This window comes from Microbacterium sp. F51-2R (genome assembly GCF_052180235.1).
Taxonomy (GTDB): domain Bacteria; phylum Actinomycetota; class Actinomycetes; order Actinomycetales; family Microbacteriaceae; genus Microbacterium.
Map to the genome: position 1 here is coordinate 1,937,742 of NZ_CP197470.1, position 13,343 is coordinate 1,951,084.

Consider the following 13,343-nt stretch of genomic DNA (forward strand, 5'->3'; position numbering starts at 1 on the left):
GGCCGGCGCACCCGCCCAAACCACCGACGCTTCCAAGGAACAGCAGTGACGACTCTCCACAACCCGCTCCTCAACGGCTTCCACCCCGACCCCTCGGTCGTCAAGGTCGGCGACGCCTGGTACCTCGCGACGAGCACGTTCGAGTACCTGCCCGGCATCCCGATCCACCGATCGACCGACTTCGAGACGTGGGAGCTCATCGGCCACGTCGCGACCCGACCGGGCCAGCTGGGCGTCGAGACGGTGCCGACAGGCGGAGGCGCGTGGGCGCCCACGATCCGGCACCACGACGGCGTCTTCCACCTCGTCATCACGGACGCGATGGGTCGCGGCATGCTCCACTTCACGGCGACGGATGCCGCGGGCCCGTGGAGCGACGGCGCGCTCATCGTGCAGCAGCACGGCGACGAGACGGTGCAGGGGATCGATCCCGACATCGCCTGGGATGCCGACGGCCAGGCCTACGTCACCTTCTCGGGCCTGCTCCTGAGCGGCGACCTCGATCCGAATCAGCCGATGCACCTCGGCATCCAGCAGGTGAGGGTCGACCTCGAGACGCACCGTGCTCTCGAGGAGCCGCGCTCGCTGTGGTCGGGCACGGGCCTGATGTTCCCCGAAGCCCCGCACCTCTATGAGATCGACGGCGCGTGGTACCTCATGATCGCCGAGGGCGGCACCGAGCGGGGCCACGCCATCTCGATCGCCCGCGGCTCGTCGCCGGAGGGCCCCTTCGAGGGCGCGCCCGGCAACCCGCTCGTCTCGGCGCGGTCGACGCCCCGTCCGATCCAGAACACCGGCCACGGCGACCTCGTCGTCGGCCCCGGCGGCGACTGGCTGTGCGTCCTCCTGGGCGTCCGTCCGCGCAGCGGCACACGCGCCTTCTCGGCCCTCGGCCGAGAGACCTTCGTCACCTCCGTCACGTGGGCCGACGGGTGGCCGGCCATCGCCCCCGTCGAGCTGTCCCCCCGCCCGCGCACGCGCGTCGAGGTGCGCTTCGACGCCCCGCTCGATGACGAATGGGTCGCGGTGCGCCGGTTCCCGTCCGACGTCTCCTCCCGCGAGGACGGATGCCTCGTCCTCCGCGCCGACGGCAGCACGCTGGGCGACGCTCAGCCGGTCTTCGTCGGCCGCCGCCAGGAGCACCTGACGAACGAGGTCACCGTGCGCCTCGACGTCTCGCGCGGCGTCGGCGGACTCGCGGTGCGCTACGACGAGCGCTTCCACGTCGAGATCGAGTCGGGCGCCGGCGCGGTCACCGCACGGGCGATCCTCGGCGGGCTCGCGCAGGAGTGGAGTCGCCCATTCGAGGGCGACATGCTCGACCTGCACCTCGCCTCTCGCAAGCCCGAAGGCGGCGTGGGCCTCGTCTCGACGAGCGACGTGTTCCACCTCGGGGCCACGATCGACGGCGAGCGCATCGAGCTCGCCGAGGTCGACGGACGCTTCCTCTCGTCCGAGGTCACGGAGTCCTTCACCGGCCGAGTTATCGGTGTCTACGCTGTCGAGGGCGCGGTCGCGGTGCACAGCTGGACCGCAGAAGGAGACGACGAGTGACGGCTCCCTCCGCGGGCGCGCTGCGCGAAGCCACCGGACACGTCAGCACAGCCCCTTCCGCCGTCGGCGCGACCGCGGGGGGCCCGCGCATCGCCACTCTGCGCGCCGAGCTGCGCGACGACACCGCGTTCGTCGCCGTCGCCGAGCCCCGGCTGACGTGGGCGGTCGAGAACACCTCTCCCGGCTGGATCCAGACGCGAGCCGAGGCGACCGACGGCCGCGAGACCGTCGCGCTCGACGGGCGCGACTCGGTCCTGGTCGCATGGCCCTTCACGCCGCTCGCGCCCGGCGAGTCCCGCGAGGTGTCGGTACGCGCCTTCGCCGTCGACGGCGAGACCGAGTGGAGCGAGCCCGTCACCCTCACGGCCGGCTTCCTCGCCGACGGGGAGTGGGTCGCGCGACCCGTCGGGCTGGCCGACCCCGAGCGCGACGCCCAGCCCGCCCTCGTCCGCACGAGCTTCCGGATCGACCGCCCCGTGTCGCGGGCGCTGCTCTTCTGGACGGCGCTCGGCGTCGCCGAGCCGGAGCTCAACGGCGAAGCCGTGTCGGGCGACGTGCTCTCCCCCGGCTGGACGAGCTACCGCGACCGCCTCGTGCACGAGACCGTCGATGTCACCGGCCTCCTCCGCGAGGGAGACAACGTCCTCGGCGCGACGATCGCGGGCGCCTGGTACACCGAGAAGTACGGGTTCTTCGCCTTCGCCGACCGCCTGTACGGCACACAGCCCTCCTTCCTCGCGCAGCTGCGCGTGATCTACGACGACGGCACGACCGAGACGATCGCGCCGACCGGCGACGGGTGGGAGGCCCGCGGCGACGGCCCCCTGGTCGACAGCGGCCTCTACGCGGGCGAGCATCAGGATCTCCGCCGCACGGCGTCGACGGCCGACGGCTGGACACCTGCCCGCGTCGGCGCCGCCGCGCGTCCCGGCTACGAGGACGTGCCCGTCCCCGAGGCGCGCATCGCACCGCCGGTCCGCCGCATCCAGGCCCTCCCGGTCGCCGACGTGCTCACCTCGCCCTCGGGCGGACGGATCCTCGACTTCGGCCAGAACCTCGTCGGGCGCCTTCGTGTGCGGGTGCGCGGCGAGGCGGGCACCCGCCTCGTGATCCGCCACGCCGAAGTGCTCGAAGACGGGGAGCTCGGCATCCGTCCCCTCCGCAACGCGAAGGCCACCGCGACCTTCGATCTCTCGGGCGGCGACGACGTGCTCGAGTCGCGCTTCACGTTCTACGGCTTCCGTTACGCCCAGATAGGGAGCGACGAGGGCGGCGAAATCGACATCGCCGGCCTGGACATCGCCGACGTCGAGGCCGTGGTCCTCCACACCGACATGACCCGGACGGGCTGGTTCGAGAGCTCCCACGAACTGCTCGATCGCCTGCACGAGAACGTCGTGTGGGGCATGCGCGGCAACTTCCTGTCGATCCCGACGGATTGCCCGCAGCGCGACGAGCGGCTCGGGTGGACGGGCGACATCCAGGTCTTCGCCCCGACCGCGAGCTTCCTCTACGACTGCGACGGCTTCCTCGTGTCGTGGCTGCGCGACCTCGCACACGAGCAGCGCCGCAACGACGGCGAGGTGAGCCTCGTCATCCCCGCCGCCCTCCCCTCCTTCGGAGGCCTCGGACCGACGGCCGCCTGGGGCGACGCCGCGAGTGTCGTCCCGACGGTGCTGCACGAGCGGTTCGGCGACGTCGGCGTGCTCTCCGACCAGTACGCGAGCATGAAGGCCTGGATCGACTGCGTCCTCGAGGTCGCGGGGGACGGAGGGCTGTGGGCCGGGCAGCTGCAGCTCGGCGATTGGCTCGACCCCGCCGCTCCTCCCGACAACCCCGCGAAGGCGAAGGTCGACGCCGACATCGTCGCGAGCGCGTACCTCGCGCGGTCGCTGCAGCAGGTCGCCGACGCCGCGCGGCTGCTGGGATTCCAGACGGATGCCGCGGCCTACGCAGCCCTCGCCGAACGCAGTCGCGCCGCCTTCGTGGCCGAGTACGTCACCCCGGCCGGACGCATGATGAGCGACGCCCCCACCGCCTACGCCCTGGCGCTCGAGTTCGACCTCGTCACCGAGCCCGGCCTCCGCCGCGCGCTCGCCGATCGCCTCGCCGCGCTCGTCCGCGAGGGTGGATACCGCATCGGCACGGGCTTCGTCGGGACGCCGCTGGTCACCGACGCCCTGAGCGCCGCCGGACACCTCGCCACGGCCGAGAGACTGCTCCTCCAGACGGAGTGCCCCTCGTGGCTCTATCCCGTCACGATGGGCGCGACCACGGTGTGGGAGCGCTGGGACTCGATGCTCCCCGACGGCTCGATCAACCCCGGCGAGATGACGTCGTTCAACCACTACGCGCTGGGCGCCGTGGCCGACTGGCTGCACCGCGTCGTCGCGGGACTCGCACCGGCCGAGCCCGGATACCGCACCATCCGCATCGCGCCGCGCCCGCTCGCGGGTCTCGACCACGCGTCGGCGAGACATGTCACGCCCTACGGCGTGGCATCGGTGTCGTGGGAGCGCGAAGGCACCGACATCGTCGTACGCGCCGTCGTCCCCGCCAACACGACCGCCTTGGTCGACCTCGGCGGAGCAGATGATACGTCCGAGGTCGGTTCGGGAGCGCACGAATGGCGGATGCCGTCACCCGCGCCGCAGTGCCTCCCGGCGCTCCCCGGCCTCTCCGCGTCGCTCGCCGACGTCATCGACGATCCGCGGGCTTATCGCGCTCTGCTCGACACGCTCGCCGAGGCCGACCCCGGCCGCGCCGAGGCCCTCCGCACCGGCACGGTGTGGGCTGCCGGCCGGCCCCTGCGCACGGCGCTCATGTTCACGCCGCCCGATCTGCTCGACCGGATCGACGACGCCGTGCGCTCCGCGACCACCTGAGCGCAGCATCCGTCCCCCGACACCTGAGACGAAGACGAGGTCCTCGATGTTCGACCGCCGCTCCACCTTCGGTGAAGCCCTCGACAACCCGGCTGCCCGCGCGGTCCTGGAGCGATGGATGCCGGGGATCGCCGCGTCGCCGATGGCGACGCAGTTCCGTGACGGCCGGCTCGGGTCGCTCATCGCGCTCGTCCCGACCCTCGAAGACCCCGCTGAGCGGGAGAAGCTGTGGGCAGCGCTCGCCGAGGTGGGCGACGACGTCGAGCGTCCGCCGTATGCACCCGCCATCGCGCCCGACCCCGGTTACGAGGGCGACGACGTGGCGCGGGGCTCGGCCTCCGTCGTCCTTCCGGACGCCGTCGCGAAGTGGGGCGTGCTCGAGGTGCGGGTGGCGGGCCCGTCGCACGGCAATCCGTTCGTCGACGTCGAGCTCGACGCGGTCTTCACCCGCCCCGACGGGTCGGAGGTCCGCGTCGGCGGCTTCTACGACGGCGACGGGCGGTACGCGGTGCGTGCACTCGCCGACGCCGAGGGGCAGTGGACGTTCCGCACGCGCTCGACGGCGCGGTCGCTGGACGGGCTCGCGGGGTCCATCGCGGTGGGGCCGGCGCAAGAGGGTGAGCACGGCCCCGTGCGAGTCGACGGCTTCCACTTCCGCCACGCCGACGGCACGCGGCACGCACCGCTCGGCACGACCGCCTACGCGTGGACCCACCAGCCCGAGGAGATGCAGGAGCAGACGCTGCGCACGCTCGCGACGGCGCCGTTCACGAAGATCCGGATGTGCGTCTTCCCGAAGTCGTACCTCTTCAACGCGAACGAGCCCGAGGACTTCGTCTTCGTCGGCTCGCTGGCCGAGGGCTTCGATCCGACGCGGTTCGATCCGGCGCACTTCCGGCGCCTCGAGCAGCGCATCGCGCAACTGGCCGAGCTCGGCATCCAGGCGGACCTCATCCTCTTCCACGCCTACGACCGCTGGGGGTTCGCCGATCTCGGCCCCGACGTCGACGAGCGGTACGTGCGCTACGTCGTGCGGCGGCTCGCGGCCTTCTCCAACGTGTGGTGGTCGATGGCGAACGAGTACGACCTGCTGTGGGCGAAGGACACCCCGGATTGGGAGCGTCTGGCCGCCGTCGTCGGCGAGGAGGACCCGTTCGGCCACCTGAACTCGATCCACAACTGCCGCCCGTTCTACGACTATTCGAAGCCGTGGATCACGCACGTCAGCGTGCAGCGCGTCGACGTCTATCGCACGGCCGAGAACACCGACGAGTGGCGCGAGCGCTGGGGCAAGCCCGTCGTCATCGACGAGTGCGCTTACGAGGGCGACATCGACCAGGGCTGGGGCAACATCACGGGCGAGGAGATGACCCGCCGGTTCTGGGAGGGCGCCGTCCGAGGCGGCTACGTCGGCCACGGCGAGACGTATCTGCCCGGGCCCGGCGACGACGAGGTGCTGTGGTGGTCGAAGGGGGGCGTGCTGCACGGCTCGTCGCCGGATCGAATCGGATTCCTCCGCGACCTGCAGGCCGAGGCGCCGGACGGCGTGTGGGACCCGCTGGTATCGGACTGGGACGTGCCCTTCGGCGGCACCGAGACCCACCGCATCGGCTACTTCGGCTTCAACCGCCCGCGCTTCCGCAACGTCATGCTGGCCGACGGCGAGTGGACCATCGACGTGATCGACACGTGGAACATGACCGTCGAGCGCCTCCCCGGCACCTACCGCGGCACGGCGCGGGTCGAGCTTCCGGGCCGTCAGTACATGGCCGTGCGCGTGATCCGCCACGGCGACTGACGCGCCGACGGGTCAGGGGGAGGTCGAGGCGCGGATGACGAGCTCGGGCTGGAACCGGACGTGGGGCTCGTCGACGTCGGCCGCGGCATCCAGGTGCCTCAGGAGCAGGTCGACCGCGGTGTAGCCGATCAGATGCGCGGGCTGGCGGATCGAGCTCAGCGGCACGACCGTCGCCGCCGCGAAGTCGATGTCGTCGTACCCGATGAGGGCGATGTCGTCCGGCACGCGGAGGTCGCCCATGAGCTGAAGCGCCTGCAGCAGCCCTACCGCGAGGAGGTCGTTCGCCGCGAACACCGCGTCGGGGCGCTCCGCCCTCGGCCGTGCCACGAGCTGCTCGCCGGCCGCCCGCCCCTGCAGCACCGTCAGCGCGGGCAACTCGATCACCTCGAGCTGCGCGCCGGGCACCTCCGCGATCGCGCGCTGCGCCCCCGTGAGGCGGTCGGCGACCTGGCGGATCGACCGCGGCCCGCACACGTACGCGATCCGGGTGCGCCCGCGCGACAGCAGATGCTGCACGGCGAGGTGGCCGCCCTCGACGTCGTCGACCGAGACGGAGCGCAACGACGTGCCGGGCGCCTCGCGGTCGACGAGCACGACGGGGACCCCGGCATCCTGCATCCGCTCCAGCCCCGCCACGCTCTCGCCGGCCGGAGTGAGGAGCACGCCGTTGACCCGCTGCTCGCGGAAGAGGTCGAGGTAGCCCGCCTCGCGCTGCGGCGACTCGTCGCTGTTGCCGAGCAGCACCGACATGCCCGCCTCCGCGGCACGATCCTCGGCACCGCGCGCGACCTCCGCGAAGAACGGGTTGCCCGCGTCGAGCACGATGAGACCGATCGTCCTGCTGCGCCCGGCTCGCAGCTGTCGCGCGGCGTCGTTGCGCACGTACCCGAGGTCCTGGATGACCGACAGCACGCGCTCGACGGTCTCGGGCGCCACCTTCTCGGGCCGGTTGAGCACGTTCGAGACGGTCCCCACCGAGACGGATGCCGCGGCCGCCACCTCTCGCACACTCACCGCCATGGCCGCCCCTCTCCGGTCTTGCATGAAACGGTACAAGGCGGTACGGTGATGAAACGATTCATCAGCGCCGCGTCGATGTTCCCGCCGGGCGCCGAGACGACAGCATCCAACGACGAAAGCGACCGTCCGTGAGCATCCTCACTCCCGACATCCAGTCACAGCTCGCCCAGCAGGGCATCGAGCTGCCCTCGTGGGCGTTCGGCAACTCGGGCACCCGTTTCCGGGTCTTCCCCACCGCCGGCACGCCCCGCGACCCGTACGAGAAGATCGCGGATGCCGCGAAGGTCAACGAATTCACCGGGCTCGCCCCGAGCGTCGCGCTGCACATCCCGTGGGACAAGGTCGACGACTACTCCGACCTGCGCCGCCACGCCGAAGACCTCGGCGTCGCGCTCGGCACGATCAACTCGAACACCTTCCAGGACGAGGACTACAAGTTCGGCGCGCTCACGCACCACGACGACGCGATCCGTCGCAAGGCGATCGACCACCACCTCGAGTGCATCGACATCATGGATGCCACGGGCTCGCGAGACCTCAAGATCTGGCTCGCCGAGGGCTCGAACTATCCGGGCCAGAACGACATGCGCGCCCGCCAGGACCGCCTGCAGGACTCGCTTCGCACGATCTACCAGCGCTTGAGCGACGAGCAGCGCCTCGTGCTGGAGTACAAGTTCTTCGAGCCGGCGTTCTACCACACCGATGTTCCGGACTGGGGCACGTCCTACGCCCAGGTCGCCTCGCTCGGCGACAGGGCGATGGTGTGCCTCGACACCGGCCACCACGCGCCGGGCACCAACATCGAGTTCATCGTCATGCAGCTCCTGCGCCTCGGCAAGCTCGGCTCGTTCGACTTCAACTCGCGCTTCTACGCCGACGACGACCTCATCGTCGGCGCGGCCGACCCGTTCCAGCTGTTCCGCATCATCTTCGAGGTCGTGCGCGGCGGAGGCCTCAACAACCCCGACGTCGCCTTCATGCTCGACCAGTGCCACAACATCGAAGACAAGATCCCGGGCCAGATCCGCTCGGTCCTCAATGTGCAGGAGATGACGGCGCGCGCGCTCCTCGTCGACCGCGACGCCCTGGCCGCGGCGCAGACCGCGAACGACGTGCTCGCGGCGAACGCCGTCTTCATGGACGCCTTCTACACCGACGTGCGCCCCGCGCTCGCCGAGTGGCGCGAGTCGCGCGGCCTCCCCGCCGACCCGATGGCCGCCTACGCGGCCTCCGGCTACCAGCAGCAGATCGCCGCCGACCGCGTCGGCGGCGTGCAGGCCGGCTGGGGCGCCTGACGCCATGGCAGATCCGTACTCCGCCGCCGACGGACTCGCGCGCGTCTACCCCGCGCGCGAGCCCAACGGCTCGGGCCTCGTCTGGGCGCACGGCGGCGGCTTCGCCTTCGGAGACCTCGACATGCCCGAGGCCGACTGGGTCGCCCGCTCGCTCGCGACGCGCGGCACGACCGTCGTCTCGGTCGACTACCGGCTCGCGCCGGTGACGGCCGCGCTCTCCGGCCCCGGGAGGCCCGAACGGGACGGGTTCGTCTACCCCGCGGCATCCGACGACCTCCTCGCCGCGTGGTCGTGGACCGTTGACAACTCCGCCCGCCTGCGCATCGACCCCGCTCGCCTCGCCGTCGGCGGCGCGAGCGCAGGCGCCAACATCGTCACGGGAGCGGTGCTCAGGATGCTGTCCGCCGGCGTCGCGACCCTGCCGGCCCTCGTCGTGCTGGCGTACCCGACGCTCCTCGCGGTGCAACCCGCGCCCGACGCCGGCCTGCGCGCGGCCCTGGACGCCGACCCCGCGGCCGACGTCTTCGGCCCGAGTACGGTCACGGCCATGTACGAGGCCTACCTCGGCGGACCGGCCGACGATGCACCCCTTTTCGCCGTCCCCGGCACGGCGAGCGCCGCCGATGTCGCGGACTTCCCGCGGACGCTGATGATCAACGGCGAGGTCGACGAGCTCCGCGTCTCGGGCGAGGCGTTCGCCGCGACCCTCGCGCAGGCCGGCCGCGACATCGAGGCCGTCATCGAGCCCGGCACGCGGCACGGCCATCTGAACGACCCGGCCGGGGCCGCGGCATCCGTCTCCATCGACCGCATCGCGGCACGCCTCGCCGCCCTCGCGGCCCATCCGTCGTAAGCACACGCCCTCAGCCCGGCCCTCCGTCCACCGGTGACGGACGAATCAAGCCCCGGGCGCCTCACCGAAGGAACCTCCCCATGACCAACCCCGCCGCAGCCGACCTCATCGCGCGCAGCAACCGCCTCGGCGCCGACCCGAAGAACACGAACTACGCCGGAGGCAACACCTCCGCCAAGGGCACCGAGACCGACCCCGTGACGGGTGAGCCCGTCGAGCTGCTGTGGGTCAAGGGCTCCGGCGGAGACCTCGGCAGCCTGACCGAGTCCGGGCTCGCGGTGCTGCGCCTCGACCGGCTCCGCGCGCTCGAGGGCGTGTACCCCGGCGTCGACCGCGAAGACGAGATGGTCGCCGCGTTCGACTACTGCCTGCACGGCAAGGGCGGGGCGGCGCCGTCGATCGACACCGCGATGCACGCCCTCGTCGATGCCGCGCACGTCGACCACCTGCATCCCGACGCCGGCATCGCGATCGCGACCGCCGCCGACGGCGAGGCGCTCACGACGAAGATCTTCGGCGACAAGGTCGTGTGGGTGCCGTGGCGGCGCCCCGGCTTCCAGCTCGGCCTCGACATCGCCGAGATCAAGGCCCGCAACCCCCAGGCGGTCGGCTGCATCCTCGGCGGGCACGGTATCACGGCCTGGGGCGACACCTCCGCCGAGGCGGAGCAGAGCTCCCTCTGGATTATCGAGACGGCGGCCGCGTACATCGCCGAGCACGGCGCGGCGGAGCCTTTCGGCGCCGTCGTCCCCGGCTTCGAGGCACTCCCCGAGGCCGAGCGTCGCGTCCGGGCGGCGGCGCTCGCGCCGACGGTGCGCGGCATCGCGTCGCGCGACAAGCCCATGATCGGGCACTTCACCGACTCCGACGTCGTGCTCGACTTCCTCTCGCGAGAGAAGCTCGCGCCGCTCGCGGCCCTCGGCACGAGCTGCCCGGATCACTTCCTCCGCACGAAGGTCAAGCCGCTCGTCCTCGACCTGCCGGCGACGGCCACCGTTGAGGAGCAGCTCGCGCGCCTCACGGAGCTGCACGAGGCGTATCGCGCCGAGTACCAGGCCTACTACGACGCGCACGCGACGGCCGAGAGCCCCGCCATCCGCGGCGCCGACCCGCTCATCGTGCTGGTCCCGGGCGTCGGCATGTTCTCGTTCGGCGCGAACAAGCAGACGGCACGCGTCGCCGGTGAGTTCTACGTCAACGCGATCAACGTCATGCGCGGCGCGGAGTCGCTCTCCACCTACACGCCGATCAGCGACGAGGAGAAGTTCCGCATCGAGTACTGGGCCCTCGAAGAGGCCAAGCTCCAGCGGATGCCCAAGCCCAAGACCCACCAGGGCCGCATCGCGTTCGTCACAGGCGCGGCATCCGGAATCGGCAAGGCGATCGCGACGCGTCTGGCCGCCGAGGGCGCCTGCGTCGTCGTCGCCGACCTCGATCTCGAGAAGGCGCAGGCCACCGCCGCGGAGCTCGGGAACACGGATGTCGCGATCGGCGTCGCCGCGAACGTCGCCGACGCCGCGGGGGTCCAGGCCGCCATCGACGCGACCCTGCTCGCCTTCGGCGGCATCGACCTCGTCGTCAACAACGCGGGCCTGTCGCTCTCGAAGCCGCTGCTGGAGACCACCGAGAAGGACTGGGATCTGCAGCACGACGTGATGGCCAAGGGCTCGTTCCTCGTGTCGAAGGCGGCCGCTGCCGCCCTGATCGCGCAGGGCCTCGGCGGCGACATCATCTACATCTCGTCGAAGAACTCGGTGTTCGCCGGCCCCAACAACATCGCGTACTCCGCGACCAAGGCCGATCAGGCCCACCAGGTGCGCCTCCTCGCGGTCGAGCTCGGCGAGTACGGCGTGCGCGTCAACGGCATCAACCCCGACGGCGTCGTTCGGGGCTCGGGCATCTTCGCCTCGGGGTGGGGCGCCAACCGCGCCGCGACCTACGGCGTCAAGGAAGAGGACCTCGGCCAGTTCTACGCCAACCGCACGATCCTCAAGCGCGAGGTCGTGCCCGAGAACGTCGCCGACGCGGTCTACGTGCTCACCGGGCCCGAGCTCAGCCGCACGACGGGCCTGCACATCCCGGTCGACTCCGGCGTGGCCGCCGCGTTCCTGCGATGAGCGCGGCGACCTGGGTGCGGCAGTTTCCTGCGAGCGCTACGTCGAGCGACGTGGCGCTCGCAGGAAAGTGTCGCGGTCGCTCGGCGTGGGCCCCGCGATGAGCGCCGGCGCCGTCGCCGCGATCGACCTGGGCGCGACGAGCGGCCGGGTCATCGTCGGGCACGCCGGCCCCGGCATCCTCGAGGCGACGACCGTCGCACGCTTCCCCAACGAACCCGTGCAGGTCTCCGACGGGCTGCACTGGGACATCCTCGCCCTCTACGGCGCCGCGGTGAAGGGGCTCCGCGAGGCCTTCCGCAGTGAGCCCGGCATCGCGAGCATCGGCGTCGACGCATGGGCCGTCGACTACGGCCTGCTCCGCGGCGGGCGCCTCCTCGGCGACCCGTTCCACTACCGGGATGCCCGGACGGCACTCGGGGTGCAGAGCGTGCACGAACGGATGCCCCATCCCGAGCTCTTCGCCCGGAACGGCCTGCAGTTCCTGCCGTTCAACACCCTCTACCAGCTCGCCGCCGAACCGGTCGAGCTCCTCGGCTTCGCCGACACGGCCCTGCTCATCCCCGATCTCGTGGCGTTCTGGCTGACCGGAAGCGCCCGCGCCGAAGAGACGAACGCCTCGACCACCGGCCTCCTCCGCGGCGGCGCCTGGGACGACGAGCTCGCGGCTGCTCTCGGCATCCCTCTCGGCATCCTCCCCCCGCTCATCGCACCGGGCGAGACTCTCGGGGCGCTTCTGCCCGAGGTCGCCGCCGCCGTCGGCGCGGCGCCCGGCAAGCGAGTCACCACCGTCGGCTCGCACGACACGGCGTCGGCGGTGGTCGCCGTTCCGATGCAGGCGGATGCCGCGGCCTACATCTCGTGCGGAACGTGGGGGCTCGTCGGGGTCGAGGTCGAGCGCCCCGCGCTCACGCCTCAGGCGCTCGCGGCGAACTTCACGAACGAGGGCGGCGTCGAGGGACGCGTGCGGCTGCTGCACAACGTCATGGGCCTGTGGGTGCTGAGCGAGGCCGTGCGCACGTGGGAACGGCACGGTCACCCCATCGACCTGCCGACGCTCCTCGACTCCGCCGAGGAGGTCACCGCCGAGGTCCCGGTCTTCGACGTCAACGACCCCCGCTTCCTTCCGCCGGGCGACATGCCGGCGCGCATCGACGAGTGGTGCGCCGAGCACGGCCTCGCCCCGCCGCGGACGCGCGCGGAGTACGCGCGGAGCATCGTGGAGTCGCTCGCGCAGGCGTTCGCCGAGGCATCCGTCGAAGCCGGACGGATCGGAGGCGTCGACGTGCGCACGATCCACATCGTCGGCGGCGGCGCGCTCAACGAGCTGCTCTGCCAGCGCACGGCCGACCGCGCGGGGCTGCCCGTGCTCGCCGGCCCGGTCGAGGCCACGGCTCTCGGGAACGTCCTCGTGCAGGCGCGGGCGGCGGGCTTCGTGTCGGGGTCGCTCGAGGCCCTGCGCGACCTCGTCGCGCGCACCCACGCGCCGCGCCGCTACGACCCGAAGCGCTGACCTCTCGCCCGGGGCCGGTTGTCAATCCCCGTTCGCGGCGGCTCGGAGCGACCTAGCGTTCGAGGTATGACTGAAGAGCGCCCGAACAACGACCCCATCGAGGAGCCCGGCTCGGGCACCGATCAGCTGGCGGCGGACCTGCCCGGCGGTCGGAAGACCGCCGGCGACGGCGATGCTCCCGGCGACGGCGATGCGCCGACCGGCGGCGACGAGATGACCGAGTCGGAGCTGCAGGCCGACAATCCGGCCGAGGAGGAGACGCTGAAGGCCCTCGACCCCGAGGCCCCCTCCGCCTGATCCACAGCAGTCGG

General features: G+C 71.9%; 9 protein-coding genes. 8 read left to right on the forward strand and 1 reads right to left on the reverse strand.

Features of this window, described 5'->3' with window-relative positions; genetic code table 11:
* Window positions 1-45: 45 nt before the first annotated feature.
* The 3 genes from ACSBPH_RS08660 to ACSBPH_RS08670 are packed head-to-tail and all read left to right on the forward strand — an operon-like array spanning window position 46 to window position 6,237.
* Window positions 46-1,554, forward strand: a complete 1,509-nt coding sequence (locus ACSBPH_RS08660) for a family 43 glycosylhydrolase (protein WP_442577182.1) — start codon at window positions 46-48, stop codon at window positions 1,552-1,554.
* Window positions 1,551-4,439 carry a family 78 glycoside hydrolase catalytic domain gene (locus tag ACSBPH_RS08665; RefSeq protein ID WP_442577183.1) on the forward strand — a complete coding sequence of 963 codons (2,889 nt, stop codon included), beginning with the start codon at window positions 1,551-1,553 and terminating at the stop codon, window positions 4,437-4,439. Before ACSBPH_RS08660 ends, ACSBPH_RS08665 begins: the two co-directional genes overlap by 4 nt.
* Before the next feature lie 46 nt (window positions 4,440-4,485).
* Window positions 4,486-6,237, forward strand: coding sequence for a DUF5605 domain-containing protein (locus ACSBPH_RS08670; RefSeq protein ID WP_442577184.1), 1,752 nt, complete (start codon window positions 4,486-4,488; stop codon window positions 6,235-6,237).
* Between the two features lie 12 nt (window positions 6,238-6,249).
* Here the strand turns inward: ACSBPH_RS08670 and ACSBPH_RS08675 are convergent, their stop codons facing one another.
* Window positions 6,250-7,257 (reverse strand): LacI family DNA-binding transcriptional regulator, encoded by a 1,008-nt coding sequence (locus ACSBPH_RS08675; RefSeq protein WP_442577185.1) that lies wholly within the window; start codon window positions 7,255-7,257, stop codon window positions 6,250-6,252.
* 128 nt (window positions 7,258-7,385) lie between these two features.
* Here ACSBPH_RS08675 and rhaI point away from each other — a divergent pair, with 128 nt between their 5' ends.
* The 5 genes from rhaI (at window position 7,386) to ACSBPH_RS08700 (ending at window position 13,329) form a co-directional block, all read left to right on the forward strand.
* Window positions 7,386-8,552 carry an L-rhamnose isomerase gene (rhaI, locus tag ACSBPH_RS08680; protein ID WP_442577186.1) on the forward strand — a complete coding sequence of 389 codons (1,167 nt, stop codon included), beginning with the start codon at window positions 7,386-7,388 and terminating at the stop codon, window positions 8,550-8,552.
* A gap of 4 nt (window positions 8,553-8,556) precedes the next feature.
* The gene (locus ACSBPH_RS08685) at window positions 8,557-9,405 is read left to right on the forward strand and encodes an alpha/beta hydrolase fold domain-containing protein (RefSeq protein WP_442577187.1); all 849 of its coding nucleotides are present in this window, start codon (window positions 8,557-8,559) and stop codon (window positions 9,403-9,405) included.
* Window positions 9,406-9,485: 80 nt separating this feature from the next.
* Window positions 9,486-11,522 (forward strand): bifunctional aldolase/short-chain dehydrogenase, encoded by a 2,037-nt coding sequence (locus ACSBPH_RS08690; RefSeq protein WP_442577188.1) that lies wholly within the window; start codon window positions 9,486-9,488, stop codon window positions 11,520-11,522.
* Window positions 11,523-11,619: 97 nt separating this feature from the next.
* Window positions 11,620-13,032, forward strand: a complete 1,413-nt coding sequence (locus ACSBPH_RS08695) for a rhamnulokinase (protein WP_442577189.1) — start codon at window positions 11,620-11,622, stop codon at window positions 13,030-13,032.
* A gap of 66 nt (window positions 13,033-13,098) precedes the next feature.
* A complete protein-coding gene (locus ACSBPH_RS08700; RefSeq protein WP_442577190.1) occupies window positions 13,099-13,329 on the forward strand; it encodes a hypothetical protein in 231 nt (76 codons plus the stop codon).
* The last annotated feature ends 14 nt before the right edge of the window (window positions 13,330-13,343 follow it).